This is a genomic window from Streptomyces sp. NPDC059142 (genome assembly GCF_042755665.1).
Lineage (GTDB): Bacteria > Actinomycetota > Actinomycetes > Streptomycetales > Streptomycetaceae > Streptomyces.
This window is the reverse complement of sequence record NZ_JBHZDA010000012.1, coordinates 96,157-110,596: the sequence shown is the minus strand read 5'-3', so window position 1 is coordinate 110,596 and position 14,440 is coordinate 96,157. Positions and strand designations below refer to the sequence as shown.

Sequence of the window (14,440 nt, the reverse complement as noted above, 5' to 3'; positions counted from 1 at the left end):
GCCCCGTCCGCCCGGCCCCGGCCCCTCCCCTCCCCCTGGACCCGGCCCCCGGAATCAGCCGAGCGGCGGCTCCGGCAGCTCGCCGGTCGCCGCGACCTTCGCGTACCACCGCGCGCTCGACTTCGGCGTACGGCGCAGCGTCTCGTAGTCCACATGGACCGCGCCGAACCGCTTGCCGTACCCGTACGCCCACTCGAAGTTGTCCAGCAGCGACCAGAGGAAGTAGCCGCGTACATCGGCCCCGTCCCCGATCGCCCGCCGCACCGCCGACAGATGGCCGTGCAGATAGCGGATCCGGTCGGGGTCGTGGACCGAGCCGTCGGCGGCCGGCTTGTCCTCGTACGCCGCGCCGTTCTCCGTGATCATCAGCGGCAGCCCCGGCGCCTCGCGCGAGTAGCGCATCAGCAGGTCGTACAGCCCGCTCGGATCCACCGTCCAGCCCATCCCGGTCAGTTCGCCGGGCGGCTGGTGGAAGGCGATGTCGTCGCCGCCGGGCCAGGGGGAGTGGTCGCTCTCGCCGTGCCCGTCGTGGCGCTCCGTGCCGGCCTGCGAGGCGGCCGAGACGATCGCGGGCTGGTAGTAGTTGACGCCCAGCGAGTCCAGCGGCTGACGGGCCACCGCCGCGTCGCCCGCGTGGACGAAGGACCAGTCGGTGAGCCGGGCCGTGTCGGCGAAGAGGTCGTCCGGGTACGCGCCCGCGAGCATCGGCCCGGTGAAGATCCGGTTGGCGAGGGCGTCGATCCGGCGCCGGGCGTTCAGATCCTCGGGCGCCTGCGTCCTGGCCCGTACGCACGACGGGTTGAGGCTCACCGAGACCTGCGCCCGCGCCGGCAGCACGGAGCGCAGCGCCTGTGTGGCGAGACCGTGTCCCAGGTTGAGGTGGTGGGCCGCGCGCAGGGCGGCCACCGGGTCCGTACGGCCCGGGGCGTGCACCCCGGAGGCGTACCCGAGGAAGGCGCTGCACCAGGGCTCGTTGAGGGTGGTCCAGCGCTCCACCCGGTCGCCCAGCGCCTCGCCGACGTACCGCGCGTACTCCGCGAACCGGTACGCCGTCTCGCGCTCCGGCCAGCCGCCCGCCGCCTCCAGCTCCTGCGGGAGGTCCCAGTGGTAGAGGGTGAGGACGGGCTCGATGCCGTGGGCGAGCAGATCGTCGACCAGCTCGCGGTAGAAGTCCAGACCGCGCTGGACGGCGGGCCCGCGCCCGGTGGGCTGCACGCGCGGCCAGGAGACCGAGAAGCGGTACGCGTTCACGCCGAGGTCGGCCATCAGCCGGACGTCCTCGGCCCGGCGATGGAAGTGGTCGACGGCGACGTCGCCGGTGTCGCCGTTCTGCGTCTTGCCGGGCGTATGGCTGAAGACGTCCCAGATGGAGGGCGTACGGCCGTTCTCCTGGGGCGCGCCCTCGATCTGGTACGCGGCGGTGGCGGTGCCCCAGAGAAAGCCCGGCGGGAAGGTTTCGGACATGGTGCAGCTCCCGTTGACCGTAGGGATGGGGGTGTGGGTGGGGGGTGAGTTGCGGTGGGACCCGGCGGGCGGGGGCGCGGCGTCAGCCCTTGACTGCGCCCTGCATGATGCCGCCGACGATGTGCTTGCCGAACAGGACGAAGGCGATCAGCAGCGGCAGCGTGCCCAGCAGCGCGCCCGCCATGATCACCGACTGGTCGGGGATGTAGCCGCGGCCGAGCCCGGTCAGCGCCACCTGCACGGTGGGGCTGCCGTTCTGGGTCAGCGCGATGATCGGCCAGAAGAAGTCGTTCCAGGCCATCACGAACGTCAGCATCCCCAGCACGGCCATCGCGGGCCGCGCGGCGGGGAAGACGACATGCCAGACCACCCGCCAACTGGCCGCGCCGTCCACCCGGGCCGCCTCGATCAGCTCGGTGGGCAGCGCCCCGGTCAGGTACTGGCGCATGAAGAACACCCCGAACGCGCTGACCAGCGTGGGCAGGATGACGGACTGGAGCCGGTCGGTCCAGGACAGCTCGGCGATCAGCATGTACAGGGGGACGACGCTGAGCTGCGGCGGCACCATCATCGTGCCGATGACCAGCAGGAGCAGCAGGTTCTTGAACCGGAAGCGGAGTTTGGCGAAGGCGAATCCGGCGAGCGTGGAGAAGAGCACCGTACCGGCGGCGATCGAACCGGCCACGATCGTCGTGTTGAGCAGCGCCGTCCCCATGTTGGCGTCGGTCCAGGCGATCTCCAGGTTCTTGAACAGGTTCCCGCCGAACCAGAACGGCGGCGGGGTCTGCGCGAGCCGGGTGTTGTTACGGGACGCCGCGATCGCCGTCCACACCAGCGGGAACAGCGAACCGACCGTGAACACGGTCAGCACGGCGTAGGTGATCCGGCCACCGTGGAGCTGCCGTCCCGCGCCGCGCCGGCCCGTGCGCCGGGCGGCCTCGGGCGGCGGCTCCGGTGTCCGGGCCCCGGCCGGCGGCCTGCGCTCCGACTCCGATGGCTGTGACTGTGTCGTCGTGGACATGTCTCCCCCTCACCGGCCCTGCGAGCTGATGCGCAGACGGCGGCCGATCAGCCAGTTCACCGCGCCGACGACCAGCAGGATCAGGAACATCGTCCAGGCGATCGCCGAGGCCCGGCCGAGGTGCAGGTTCACCCAGCCCTGCTCGTACAGATAGAGCCCGAGCGTCTGGAACTGATGGTCGGCCCCGCCGTTCGCACCGCCGGCGCCGTTGTACAGCAGCGGCTCCCCGAAGAGCTGGGTCGCTCCTATCGTCGAGACCACGACCGTGAAGAGGATGGTCGGCCGCAGCGACGGCACGGTCACATGGAGGAACTGCTGCCGGCGGGAGGCCCCGTCCAGCGCCGCCGACTCGTAGAGATCGTGGGGGATCGACTGCATCGCCGCCAGATAGATCAGCGCGTTGTACCCCGTCCAGCGCCAGATGACGATCGTGGAGACCGCGAGCTGCGAGGTCCACGCGCCGTTCTGCCAGTCGACCGGATCGATCCCGGCCATCCCCAGCGCCCAGTTGATCATCCCGTAGTCGCGGCCGAAGAGCAGCACGAAGACGAGCGTCGCGGCGGCCACCGAGGTGGCGTACGGGGTGAGCACGGCGACCCGGAAGAACATCGAGCCGCGCAGCCGGTAGTTGAGCAGATGCGCGATGCCCAGCGCGATCAGGAGCTGCGGGACGGTCGACAGCACCCCGATGGTGAGCGTGTTCTTCAGCGCGTTCCAGAAGAACTCGTCGCTCACCAGCCGGGAGAAGTTCCGCAGCCCCACCCACTCCATGTCGCCGGGCGCCGTCAGCTCCACCCGGTGGAGCGAGGCCCAGCCGGTGTAGAGGAGCGGGAAGAGGCCGAAGGCCAGGAAGAAGACGAAGAACGGTGCGACGAAGGCGTACGGACTCCACCGCACGTCGCGGCGGTACCAGCGGCTGCGCCGCTCCCTGCGCCGCTCGTCCTGCGCGTCGCCCTTCGAGCCGTTCGCCGAGCCGTCCCGCGTCCGGTCCTCCGCGCCGGGACCCGCACCGGGGCGGATCCGGGCGCCGGAGGCGCCGGAACCGGGGGCCGGGGCCGCGCCCTCCTCCCCGGAGGGCGCGGCGGCGGGTGCGTCACTGGCCATCGGTCACTGGTCCAGCGCGTTGTCGATCGCCTTCACGGCCGCGTTCCAGCCGTCCTTCGACGAGGTCCCCTTCTGGTCGACCTGGAGCATGCCCACGTCGGCCAGGTTCTGCGAGATGATCCCGTCCTTCGGGCCGAGGATCTGCACCGGCACGCCCTTGGCCGCCTGGACGAAGATCTCCCCGATCGGCGCGTTGCCGAAGTACGCGTGCTTCGCGCCGGAGACCGCGGGCAGCGCGTAGGCGGCCTGCGAGCTGGGGAAGCTGCCGCGCTTCGCGAAGAGCGTGGCCTGCTGCTCGGGCGCGGTCAGCCAGGCGGCCAGCTCGGCGGCGGCCTCCTTGTTCCTGCCCGCCTCGGGCACGGTGAGGAACGAGCCGCCCCAGTTGCCGGGCTTGGGCGCGGCGGCCACGTCCCACTTGTCCTTGCCCGCGGCCCCGGCCTTGTCCTGGATGTAGCCGAGCATCCAGGGCGGGCAGGAGACCGTGGCGAAGGCGTTGTTGGAGAAGCCCTGGTCCCAGGAGGGGGTGAACTGCTGGAGCTTGGCGGTCAGGCCGTTCCCGGCGAAGGCGGCGGACTGGTCCCAGGCGGCCTTCACCGCCGGGTTGGTCTTGTAGACGACCTTGCCGTCCGCGTCGTAGAAGCGCTCGGCGGAGCTGCCCAGGACGGCGGCCATCACCCCGCTCGCCGAGTCCACGAAGGCGGATCCCTTGGGGGCCTTGGCCTTGAACTTCTTCCCGGCGTCCAGGTACTTCCGCCAGTCGCCCGCCCACAGCGCGCCGACCTCCGCGCGGTCGGTGGGCAGCCCCGCCCGGGCGAAGAGGTCCTTGCGGTAGCAGATGGCCTCGGGGCCGATGTCCGTACCGAGCCCTATGGTCCGGCCCGCCTTGGTGGTGGCCTGCTCCCACTTCCACGGCACGAAGCTGTCCTTCTGGACACCGGACGCCTTGCCGAGGTCGACCAGCTTGTCGCCCTGGGTCGCGGTGACCTCGGCGATGTTGCCGACCTCGACCGCCTGGATGTCCGCGAGCCCGCTGCCCGAGCCCAGATGCGTGAGGAGCTGCGGGTAGTAGTTCTCGTTGCGCTCGATGGAGGTCTGCTTGATCACGATCTCGGGGTGGAGCTTGGTGTACTGGTCGTAGAGCCCGGCCTCCTTGAGGCCGAAGGCGCCGAAGACCCCCACGGTGATCGTGGTCTTTCCCTTGCCGCCGTCGCCTCCGCCGCTGGTGGCGCCGGTGGAGGGTTCGTCGTCGGCGGCGCAGCCGGCCAGGGCGCCCGCGGCCAGGGCCGCCGCGGCGGCGAGGGCCGCGAGCCGACGGGACGAACGAGTACGTGTACGCATGACGTCCTCCTAGTGCCACCGACGTCGCCGGCCTCCGGCCAACCGCGAGCGTGCTCGGTGCTGTGTGCCGCTGTCCGCGTTGCGAGGGGGGATCCGGCGCGGTCGGGCCACGTGCGGGGCATGTATGGGTCAGGTACGGTGGGAGCGCTCCCACATGTGATGTGTTGAAGCGTCCCGGGTCGCCGTAGGGGTGTCAAGGGACAGGGCTGGACTCGGAACGGATTCCTCGGACGGGTGTCCGCCAAGGCCCGGCCGGGCGTACGGAACGGCCCCCACGGAGCGGCTGCGGCGGCTCGGGCAGGGGCCGGCGGGTCCGGGCGGGTGCGGTGCGACGACTGGGTGGGAGGCACGGATGACGTCTCGGATGTACCGGCCGCGCGGTGGCAGGCTGCCGACGCTCGAAGAGGTGGCGGCGCGCGCCGGGGTCGGCCGGGGCACGGTCTCCCGGGTGATCAACGGATCGCCCAAGGTGAGCGCCCGGACCAGGGCCGCCGTCGAGCGGGCCGTGGCGGAGCTGGGATACGTGCCCAACCGGGCGGCCCGCGCGCTCGCCGCCAACCGCGCCGACGCGATCGCCCTGGTCGTACCGGAGCCGGAGGCGCGGTTCTTTGCCGAGCCGTACTTCTCGGGCATCGTCAGCGGGGTCGGCGAGGCGCTGTCCGAGACGGGGATGCAGCTCCTGCTCACCTTCGCGGGCGGCGCCAGGGAGCGCCGCAGGCTCGCCCAGTATCTGGCCGCGCACCGCGCCGACGGGGTCCTGCTGGTCTCCGTGCACGCCGACGACCCGCTGCCCGAGCTGCTGGCCCGGATCGCGATCCCCACCGTCATCAGCGGCCGCAGGTCGGAGGAGGAGCCGCTGCCCTCGGTCGACTCCGACAACGCCGGGGGCGCCCGGACGGCCGTGACGCATCTGCTCTCCCGGGGCCGCCGCACCATCGCGACGATCACCGGCCGGCTGGCGGTGTACGGCGCGGCCTGCCGTCTGGACGGCTACCGCAGGGCCCTGGCGGAGGCGGGCCACGCGCCCGACGAGGGGCTGGTCGCCGTGGCCGACTTCACGGAGGAGGGCGGCCGCCGGGCGATGACCGAGCTGCTGGCCCGCCGTCCGGACCTGGACGCGGTCTTCGCGGCCTCGGACGTCATGGCGGCGGGCGCCCGCCAGGCGCTGCGCGCGGCGGGCCGGAGGACCCCGGACGACGTGGCCCTGGTCGGCTTCGACGACTCGGCGATCGCGCGGCTGATGGATCCGCCGCTGACCAGCGTCCGCCAGCCGATCGAGGAGATGGGGCGGGCGATGGCGCGCCTGGTCCTGGCGGAGATCGGGGCGCGCGGCAACGGCGCGGGAACGCGGGTGGCGGGTCCGGGCCCGCGCCAGATCATCCTCCCGACCGAGCTGGTGGTACGGGACTCGTCCTGACCGGCCGTCAGCCGGGCCCGGAAACGGAGATCGCCCCCGGTGCCTGACCCACAGGCTCCGGGGGCGATCTCTGAAGGGTGAGTAACGGGACTTGAACCCGCGACATCCTGGACCACAACCAGGTGCTCTACCAGCTGAGCTATACCCACCACGACCGGTCTTTTTCTTTTCCCTGACCGGCCGAGAAAAAGTGTACAGGGTCCGTGAGGGTGCTCGCACCCGCGTTGTTCCTGGGTGCGGAACGGGGCGCGGAACGGGCCGTGGGGCCTATTCCGCGCGCAGGACGTGCTTCGCCGCGATCTGCTTCGCCCGGTCGGAGTCCGGCCCCGGCTGCGGTACGAAGACCGCCTCCCGGTAGTAGCGCAGCTCCGCGATGGATTCGCGGATGTCCGCCAGCGCGCGGTGGTTGCCGCTCTTCTCCGGGCTGTTGAAATAGGCCCGCGGATACCAGCGGCGGGCCAGTTCCTTGATCGAGGAGACATCGACGATGCGGTAGTGGAGGTACCCCTCCAGCGTCGCCATGTCGCGGAGCAGGAAGCCGCGGTCGGTGCCGACCGTGTTGCCGCACAGCGGCGCCTTCCTGGGCTCCTTCACATGCTCGCGCACGTACGCCAGGACCTGCTCCTCGGCGGCCGCGAGCGTGGTGCCGCCCGCCAGCTCGTCGAGGAGCCCCGAGGTGGTGTGCATCTGCCGCACCACCTCGGGCATGGTCTCCAGCGCCGCGTCCGGCGGGCGGATCACGATGTCCACCCCTTCACCGAGCACGTTCAGTTCCGAGTCGGTGACCAGTGCGGCCACCTCGATGAGTGCGTCGTCCGTCAGCGAGAGCCCGGTCATCTCGCAGTCGATCCACACCATTCGATCGTTCATACGCCTTACCCTACGGGGCGCTCCGCTGGCCGGGCAGACTCGGACGGGCCGGGCCTGTCGCGTACATGTCGGGTCCGGCCTTGCCGTGGTCCGGAAGCGCCGCGGACGCCGCCGGATGGCCCGGCGGGCTGGAGGCCGCCGCCGCCCGCCTGGAGTGCGCGGACGCCTGGGCGGGCACCATCGACTCCATGACCCCCGGCGGCATGGGATCGCCCTGCGGACGCCTGGCCCGGTAGGCGGACCGGTACGCCGCGGGGGAGGAGCCGAGCTGCCGCCGGAAGTGCCCGCGCAGCGCCACCGGGGAGCGGAAGCCGCACCGTCCGGCGACCTCGTCGACCGAGTAGTCGGATGTCTCCAGGAGCCGCTGTGCCTGAAGCACCCGCTGGGTGATCAGCCACTGGAGCGGCGCGCTTCCGGTGAGCGAACGGAACCGCCGGTCGAAGGTGCGGCGGCTCATGTACGCGCGCGCCGCGAGCGTCTCCACGTCGAACTGCTCGTGGAGATGTTCCAGCGCCCAGGCCACGACCTCGGCGAGCGGGTCGGAGCCGATCTCCTCTGGTAAAGACCTGTCCAGATAGCGCTCCTGCCCGCCACTGCGGCGCGGCGGTACGACCAGCCGGCGGGCCAGGGCCCCCGCTGCCTCCGCGCCGTGGTCGGTCCTGACGATATGCAGGCACAGATCGATTCCGGCCGCTGTCCCGGCGGAGGTGAGCACGTCCCCGTCGTCGACGAACAGCTCCCGCGGGTCCACATGGACGGACGGATAGCGTTTGGCGAGCGTCGGGGCGTACATCCAGTGCGTGGTGGCCGGTCGGCCGTCCAGCAGTCCGGCCGCCGCGAGCACGAACGCGCCGGTGCACAGTCCGACGATTCTGGCGCCCTCCTCATGGGCACGGCGCAGTGCGTCCAGTGCCTCGGGTGGTGGCGGTGATGTGATCGACCGCCATGCCGGCACGACCACCGTGCCTGCCCTGCTGATCGCCTCCAGGCCGTACGGCGCGGTCAGTTCGAGCCCGCCGGTGGTGCGCAGCGGACCGTCCTCCCCACCGCAGACGAGCAGGCGGTAGCGGGGAACCCCGGCGTCCTGGCGGTCGATTCCGAACACCGAGAGCGGAATGGAGCTCTCGAAGATGGGGCCGCCGCTGAAAAGCAGCACGGCGACGACTTCCCGGCGTCGACGCCCGGAAAGCTTCCGTACTGACTCCGGTACGGCGGTGGAGTCCTGGCTCATGGCGCTAAGCCCCCCTCGGTGTTCTCGTCTCCCCGTTCTTGTCGGGCCTTTCGCTCCTGCACGATTCCCCTCGGTTTTGCACGGGTCCCCAGCCGTCGATCCTCATGATCGAATCTACTGTGTTCCGTGGTGCCGGCGTGACAAGTTCTCCAACCGGCGTTATGTCGACAAGGCAACTTGGCGCGAAGCATTCGATCACGAAGCGTTCCACTCGCGAGCCGAGAGTGGAAGTGGGCGTCGCATGCATGGCCCATCCCCGTAGGGTGCGGAGGGCCGTAGCGGTCCTTTCTTCCCTGGTGGCAAGGGGGTTGGCAGGCCATTTCATCAAAGGTTGGGCCCAAGTGCGAAGTTGGCTGAAAAGTGATGGGTGCGTCTGTGCGATGCGCTCAATCCTCCGGCGCACCACCCTCGTACGCGCGTGAGACCTCCCGCGCCCCCTGTCCATCTGGTTGAACCCTCCACGAGTGACGGCTTCCGGACGGTCCGTACGTTCCGTACATCCTTACGTACGGCGCCACCGTGTCCGACGGGGGCCGGCCCCGGGTGGCGCGAATCCGCGCGGCCTCGCGGAGGGCCCGTGGCGGGCCTGCCGGAGGTCGGTGGGACCGCTCCCAGTATTCCGCGCGGCGGCGGGCCCCGGAGCCCCGGGAGGCCCCTGGGGGCGGGCCTGGAGCCCCTCCGCGGCCCGCGTGCGCCCCGTGGCGCGTGGCGCTCGTGAGGGGCGGGCGCCGGATGGTGCGCGGCGGCGGGCCGCCCGGGGGCCGCGGCGTGGCCGAGGGCCGACGGGGGGCCGGGTCGTCCGGTCACCCGTGGGGGTGATCCTGGATCTCCGTGGGGCTACCGGGGTACCGCCCGGGAAGCCTGTAGGGGCCATCCGGCATTGCGATCCGGGACCGCCTCGTGCATGCTCCCTGGAACGCCGCGTGTGACGCGGCGGGCTCTGGGCATGAGAGGAGTGTCGCCGTACCCTTTGGGGTATGGGGTTGGGAAGATGATTCCCGGACACAGCTCCGTCCACCCCGCCACTCGTTGCTCCTTCTCAAGAGGACTTCTTTCGCCGAGACACCATGGCCGGTCACGAAATCCCAGAACCCGCAGACCGCGAGCAGGTAGCCGACCCACTGTCGGACCTGCAAGCGGCGGAACAGACGCGCGCCTCCTGTGACCCGGCCTTCCGGCACGGGGTGGTCGTCGGCTTCGACGGCTCGATGTCCAGTGAGCGCGCCCTCGCCTACGCCATCGGTATGGCCCGGCGCCTCGGCTCCGGCCTGATCATCGTCCATGTCGCCAACCGGCTCCCGACCACGGTCTGGGCGGGGTGCGAACCCCCGGTCTTCGTGGACGTCCCCGACCACCGCACCGAAGTGCTCGGCCTGGAACTGGCCTGCGCGGACTACCTCTCCGAGGTGCCGTGGATCCTGGTCGAGCGCGGCGGTGACATCTGCCACGAACTCGAAGAGGTCGGCCAGGAGTACTCCGCCGACGCGATCGTCGTCGGCTCCACCCACGGCATCGTCGGGCGGATCTTCGGCTCGGTCGCCGGACGGCTCGCCCGCCGCGCGCAGCGCCCCGTCGTCGTCATCCCGTAAGTCCGGGCGTCCTGTGCGCCCGGCCGTTCCGCGATCCCGGCCGCTGCGTTGATCCCGGCCGTCCGCCATCCCGCAACTGCCCCTCGTGGCACGCCCGTACGCCCTGAGGGGCCGTCAACTTCCTTGCCCACGGCGTGAATTTACTCACGCGTAGAGGTGGTTTGTGCGCTCGTGAAGGGTACATAACGCCCGCTGGGACTCAGCACACCCGCACATCGTGAAGGGAGCCCGCCGTGGACAACGACGTCTCTGCGGGAAGCACCAATTCCACTTCCATTCTCGGCCATCTTGCGCTCGGGCTCACCCTGCTCGCCTTCGGCGTCGGCCTGACCGGCGCGGTGGACGGCGTCACGGCGTCGGACGCCGTCACCCTCGCGCTGTACGTCGGCGGCGTGGCCCTGTTCGCCGCCGGACTGCTCGAACTCCGTACGGGCGACTCCTTCACCGGTACGGCCTTCGCCGGCCTCGGCGCCTTCTGGTTCACCTGGGGGACCGGCGCGAGCGCCCAGGTGTCGGCCGACGCCGCCGGGCTCTTCCTGGTCCTGTGGGCGCTGCTCGCGTTCAGCCTGACCGTCGGCGCCGCCGGTTCCGGCCCGCTCCTCCAGGCGACGTACGGGCTGTTCTGCCTCGCGCTGCTGCTGCTCGCCGTCGCCCGGTTCGCGGACCGTCCGGGCCTGGCCGAAGTGGGCGGCTGGGTCGCCGCCGTCGCGGGGCTCGCCTCCTGGTACGGGGCGACGGCCGCGCTCGCCCACTGGCCGACCACGCTCCCCCGGCGGCGCGCCGCCGGCCGGGGAGCCGCCGCCACCGGCTAGCCGCCCAGCACGGCTCCAGGCCGAGGGCCGGTGCCCGGGCAAGCACCGGCCCCTTCGGAGAGCGCCCCCGGTGTGACGGGTGGCACGCGCCGGGGGCGCTCTCACCGCGGTCGGGCGGCGCCCGCCCCGGCGCCCGCTCTGTCGCCGACTCCGCCGGGGCGCCGCGCGCCCGCTACTCGACCGTGACCGACTTCGCGAGGTTCCGCGGCTTGTCGATGTCCCGGCCCAGCGCCAGCGCCGTGTGGTACGCCAGCAACTGGAGCGGGATCCCCATCAGGATCGCGTCCAGCTCCGTCTCGTTCTTCGGCACCACGATGGTGTGGTCGGCCTTCTCCTGCTCCCGGTGCGCCACCGCCAGGATCGGACCGCTGCGCGCCTTGATCTCCTCCAGCGCCGCCCGGTTCTTCTCCAGCAGATCGTCGTCCGGGACGATCGCGACCGTCGGCAGCGCCGGCTCGATCAGCGCGAGCGGACCGTGCTTCAGCTCGGACGCCGGGTACGCCTCGGCGTGGATGTACGAGATCTCCTTCAGCTTCAGCGACGCCTCCAGCGCCACCGGGTAGCCCCGTACCCGCCCGATGAACATCATCGAGGCGGCCCCCGCGTACTCCGCGGCCAGCTTCTCGATCTCGTCCTCGGTCGCCAGGATCTCCGCGATCTGCTCGGGCAGCCGCCGCAGCCCTGCGATGATCCGCTTGCCGTCCGCCACGGACAGGTCGCGGATCCGGCCCAGGTGCAGCGCCAGCAGCGCGAACGAGACGACCGTGTTGGTGAAGCACTTGGTGGAGACCACACACACCTCGGGCCCGGCGTGCACGTACACCCCGCCGTCCGTCTCCCGGGCGATCGCGGAGCCCACGACGTTCACCACGCCCAGCACCCGGGCGCCCTTGCGCTTCAGCTCCTGCACCGCCGCCAGCACGTCGTACGTCTCACCGGACTGCGAGACCGCCACGTACAGCGTGTCGGGGTCCACGACCGGGTTGCGGTAGCGGAACTCGGAGGCCGGCTCGGCGTCGGCGGGGATCCGGGCCAGCTCCTCGATGAGCTGCGCGCCGATCAGGCCCGCGTGGTACGAGGTGCCGCAGCCGAGGATCTTGATCCGGCGCACCCCGCGCGCCTCGCGGGCGTCCAGGTTCAGCCCGCCGAGGTGCACGGTGGAGAACCGGTCGTCGATCCGGCCGCGCAGCACGCGGTCCACGGCGTCGGCCTGCTCCGAGATCTCCTTGTGCATGTACGTGTCGTGGCCGCCCATGTCGTACGACTCGGCCTCCCACTCCACTGTGGTCGGCGTGGCCGAGGTGGACGACCCCTCGGTGGTGTACGTACGGAAGTCGTCGGCCTTGAGGGTGGCCATCTCGCCGTCGTCCAGCGTCACGACCTGGCGGGTGTGCGAGACCAGCGCCGCCACGTCGGAGGCGACGAACATCTCCTTCTCGCCGATGCCCAGCACCACCGGGGAGCCGTTGCGGGCCACGACGATCCGGTCCGGGAAGTCGGCGTGCATGACGGCGATGCCGTACGTGCCCTCGACGAGCTGGAGCGCCTGGCGGACCTTCTCCTCCAGGGTGTCCGCCTGGGAGCGGGCGACGAGATGGGTGACCACCTCGGTGTCGGTCTCCGAGAGGAAGACGACCCCGTCCGCCTCCAGCTTCACGCGCAGCTCGGAGGCGTTGTCGATGATGCCGTTGTGGACGAGGGCGACCTTGCCCTCGGCGTCCATGTGCGGATGCGCGTTCTCGTCGCTCGGGGCGCCGTGCGTGGCCCACCGGGTGTGCGCGATACCGCTGGTGCCCGCGAAGCGCTTGGGGACGCGGGACTCCAGCTCGCGGACGCGGCCCTTGGCCTTGACCATCTTCAGCGTGGCGGCCTTGCCCGCGGCCGGCTTGCCGGTGATGACGATCCCGGCGGAGTCGTACCCCCGGTACTCCAGTCGCTGGAGCCCCTCCAGCAGCAGTGGTGCCACATCACGCCTGCCGATGTATCCGACGATTCCGCACATACGGTCTCTGCCCCTCCTGAAGTTCTCACGGTGTGTGCCCGGACGCGCCGGTGGCTGTCAGCCGTAGACGATGCGGCGCAGTTGCCGGAGCGACAGCTCCGGGGGCGCCACCGCGCGGTGCGGCAGTTCGGCCGCGATCCGCTCGAAGATCTCGGCGTTGGCGGCCCCGCCGGACTGCATTTCCCGGTGGCGGCGCCGTACGAACTCCTCGGTCGTCTCGTCGAAGTACGCCAGGACGTCGAGGACCACACGGGCGGCCTCACCGCGCTGGAGCGCGGTGCTGCGCACGAGATGGTCGATGAGGTCGTCGTACGACGGGCGGCGTTCGAGCACTCGTCGATATTGCGGGCGCGCGGGGGTGTTTGCAACATTCCTGCCCGGAATCGGGCAGGATCCATGGAAAGTGAGAGCTGAATGAGGGAAATGCTCGGAGGGAGGCCGGGGGAGCGGGGGCGCTCCGGCCGTCTCCTCAGAGGCGTCCGAGGATGGCCCGCTTGGCGGTGGCGAACTCCTCGGCGGTGAGTATCCCCGACTGATGCAGCTCGCCCAGCTCCCGCAGCCGGCGCAGCAGGGCGTCATGGTCGTCGCCTCCGGCGCTGCCGGTTCCGGCCCCGGCTCCGGTTCCGGCTCCGGCCCCGGTCGCCTCCGTTGCCGTGACCGGGGACTCCACCGGTCCGGCGCCCGGTGTCCTCGTGCCCGGTAGCTCCCCGGCCGGTGTCCTCCCGGCGGGGGACGGCGCCGCGAGCGGGTGCGGCAGCCGGGCCGCCACCGCCGCGCCCACCAGCGCCATCAGCGGGTCCTTCCGGAATCCGTACAGGTCCACCGCGTGCGGGTCGTACTTCGGGGCCGCCGAGGTGGCCGAGGTGTTCCCGGTCACCACGAACCGCAGGTATCCGTTCTCCAGACCGGCGCTCGGCAGCCACTCCACCGCCGCCAGGTCGCCGAGGACGAGTGTGCGCGGGCCGCCGGAGGACTTGGACTCCTCGGTCTTCCAGTTCCACTCCAGCCGGATCCGCCGCCCGTCGAAGGAGACCGTCGCGTCCCCGGCGCCCACCGTGATCGGCAGGGCGGGGCCCGGCAGCAGATAGCGGTCGACGGGCCCGGGATCCACCTGGTCCAGCAGCAGCGCCTCGCGCACCTCGTCCACCAGGTACTCGGCCACGCCGAAACGGTCCTTCTCGACGGTGAGGCGGTACGGCTCGGAGCCGTCGTCCAGCCTGCCCCCGGCGATCCCCAGCAGCGGATCGGCGCCGTCCCGCAGGCGCAGCCGCAGCCGCCCGGACTTGCGCCCCTCCTCGAAGGAGATCCCCGCCAGCGCCTCCAGCGGCACCGCGATCTCGCCGAGCGTCCTGCGGAGCAGGCTCACTCCCTTGTCCTTGCCGGGCACGATGCGGACCGTGTTCCCGTCGAAGGTCCAGGTGCCGTCCTTCTGGATGATTTCCGCCATGCCGGGATTCTTCCATCCGGCGGGGAGCGCGGGCGGGGAACGGGGACGGGGGGGGGGGGGGGGGGCGGGCGCGCCCGCCGCGCCCCGGCGCGCGCGGGGGTGGCGCCGCGCGCCCCCCGCGCGCGCGGGGGGGGGCGGGGGGGCG

General features: G+C 71.7%; 12 protein-coding genes and 1 tRNA gene. 3 read left to right on the top strand and 10 right to left on the bottom strand.

Annotation, left to right across the window (positions count from 1 at the left end):
• Positions 1-54: 54 nt before the first annotated feature.
• The 4 genes from ACFXPK_RS07335 to ACFXPK_RS07320 form a co-directional block, all read right to left on the bottom strand.
• Positions 55-1,464 carry a GH1 family beta-glucosidase gene (locus tag ACFXPK_RS07335; protein WP_385006873.1) on the bottom strand — a complete coding sequence of 470 codons (1,410 nt, stop codon included), beginning with the start codon at positions 1,462-1,464 and terminating at the stop codon, positions 55-57.
• 82 nt (positions 1,465-1,546) lie between these two features.
• Entirely contained in the window at positions 1,547-2,485 is a 939-nt protein-coding gene (locus ACFXPK_RS07330; protein ID WP_385006871.1) for a carbohydrate ABC transporter permease, read from the bottom strand.
• Between the two features lie 9 nt (positions 2,486-2,494).
• A complete protein-coding gene (locus tag ACFXPK_RS07325) occupies positions 2,495-3,589 on the bottom strand; it encodes a carbohydrate ABC transporter permease (protein ID WP_385072634.1) in 1,095 nt (364 codons plus the stop codon).
• A 3-nt stretch (positions 3,590-3,592) separates the two neighbouring features.
• Positions 3,593-4,927: an ABC transporter substrate-binding protein gene (locus ACFXPK_RS07320; protein ID WP_385006866.1), complete on the bottom strand. Its 1,335-nt coding sequence runs from the start codon at positions 4,925-4,927 to the stop codon at positions 3,593-3,595.
• A 352-nt stretch (positions 4,928-5,279) separates the two neighbouring features.
• On the opposite strand from ACFXPK_RS07320, the gene ACFXPK_RS07315 reads away from it, so the two are divergent.
• On the top strand, positions 5,280-6,344 hold the full coding sequence (locus ACFXPK_RS07315; protein ID WP_385072632.1) for a LacI family DNA-binding transcriptional regulator: 1,065 nt from the start codon (positions 5,280-5,282) through the stop codon (positions 6,342-6,344).
• A gap of 76 nt (positions 6,345-6,420) precedes the next feature.
• Here ACFXPK_RS07315 and ACFXPK_RS07310 read toward each other — a convergent pair.
• The 3 genes from ACFXPK_RS07310 to ACFXPK_RS07300 form a co-directional block, all read right to left on the bottom strand.
• Positions 6,421-6,493, bottom strand: a tRNA-His gene (locus ACFXPK_RS07310).
• A 118-nt stretch (positions 6,494-6,611) separates the two neighbouring features.
• On the bottom strand, positions 6,612-7,214 hold the full coding sequence (gene orn / locus ACFXPK_RS07305; RefSeq protein ID WP_385007423.1) for an oligoribonuclease: 603 nt from the start codon (positions 7,212-7,214) through the stop codon (positions 6,612-6,614).
• A 10-nt stretch (positions 7,215-7,224) separates the two neighbouring features.
• Positions 7,225-8,445 (bottom strand): GlxA family transcriptional regulator, encoded by a 1,221-nt coding sequence (locus ACFXPK_RS07300; protein ID WP_385007420.1) that lies wholly within the window; start codon positions 8,443-8,445, stop codon positions 7,225-7,227.
• 1,067 nt (positions 8,446-9,512) lie between these two features.
• Here ACFXPK_RS07300 and ACFXPK_RS07295 point away from each other — a divergent pair.
• The gene (locus ACFXPK_RS07295; RefSeq protein WP_385007418.1) at positions 9,513-10,034 is read left to right on the top strand and encodes a universal stress protein; all 522 of its coding nucleotides are present in this window, start codon (positions 9,513-9,515) and stop codon (positions 10,032-10,034) included.
• A 233-nt stretch (positions 10,035-10,267) separates the two neighbouring features.
• Complete coding sequence (locus ACFXPK_RS07290; protein WP_385007416.1) at positions 10,268-10,846, top strand: acetate uptake transporter; 579 nt, start codon at positions 10,268-10,270, stop codon at positions 10,844-10,846.
• 172 nt (positions 10,847-11,018) lie between these two features.
• On the opposite strand, the gene glmS is transcribed toward ACFXPK_RS07290, so the two are convergent.
• The 3 genes from glmS to ACFXPK_RS07275 form a co-directional block, all read right to left on the bottom strand.
• Complete coding sequence (gene glmS, locus ACFXPK_RS07285; RefSeq protein WP_385072630.1) at positions 11,019-12,848, bottom strand: glutamine--fructose-6-phosphate transaminase (isomerizing); 1,830 nt, start codon at positions 12,846-12,848, stop codon at positions 11,019-11,021.
• A 57-nt stretch (positions 12,849-12,905) separates the two neighbouring features.
• Positions 12,906-13,181 carry a hypothetical protein gene (locus ACFXPK_RS07280; protein WP_384992304.1) on the bottom strand — a complete coding sequence of 92 codons (276 nt, stop codon included), beginning with the start codon at positions 13,179-13,181 and terminating at the stop codon, positions 12,906-12,908.
• Positions 13,182-13,317: 136 nt separating this feature from the next.
• Complete coding sequence (locus ACFXPK_RS07275; RefSeq protein WP_385072627.1) at positions 13,318-14,295, bottom strand: DUF4429 domain-containing protein; 978 nt, start codon at positions 14,293-14,295, stop codon at positions 13,318-13,320.
• Positions 14,296-14,440: the final 145 nt, after the last annotated feature.

What these genes read in the sequence shown, in the direction of transcription:
- ACFXPK_RS07275 (WP_385072627.1), bottom strand. Translation starts at nt 14,295, where the DNA reads ATGGCGGAAATCATCCAGAAGGACGGCACCTGGACCTTCGACGGGAAC.
- glmS (WP_385072630.1), bottom strand. Translation starts at nt 12,848, where the DNA reads ATGTGCGGAATCGTCGGATACATCGGCAGGCGTGATGTGGCACCACTG.
- ACFXPK_RS07335 (WP_385006873.1), bottom strand. Translation starts at nt 1,464, where the DNA reads ATGTCCGAAACCTTCCCGCCGGGCTTTCTCTGGGGCACCGCCACCGCC.
- ACFXPK_RS07325 (WP_385072634.1), bottom strand. Translation starts at nt 3,589, where the DNA reads ATGGCCAGTGACGCACCCGCCGCCGCGCCCTCCGGGGAGGAGGGCGCG.
- ACFXPK_RS07320 (WP_385006866.1), bottom strand. Translation starts at nt 4,927, where the DNA reads ATGCGTACACGTACTCGTTCGTCCCGTCGGCTCGCGGCCCTCGCCGCC.
- orn (WP_385007423.1), bottom strand. Translation starts at nt 7,214, where the DNA reads ATGAACGATCGAATGGTGTGGATCGACTGCGAGATGACCGGGCTCTCG.
- ACFXPK_RS07295 (WP_385007418.1), top strand. Translation starts at nt 9,513, where the DNA reads ATGGCCGGTCACGAAATCCCAGAACCCGCAGACCGCGAGCAGGTAGCC.
- ACFXPK_RS07315 (WP_385072632.1), top strand. Translation starts at nt 5,280, where the DNA reads ATGACGTCTCGGATGTACCGGCCGCGCGGTGGCAGGCTGCCGACGCTC.
- ACFXPK_RS07300 (WP_385007420.1), bottom strand. Translation starts at nt 8,445, where the DNA reads ATGAGCCAGGACTCCACCGCCGTACCGGAGTCAGTACGGAAGCTTTCC.
- ACFXPK_RS07330 (WP_385006871.1), bottom strand. Translation starts at nt 2,485, where the DNA reads ATGTCCACGACGACACAGTCACAGCCATCGGAGTCGGAGCGCAGGCCG.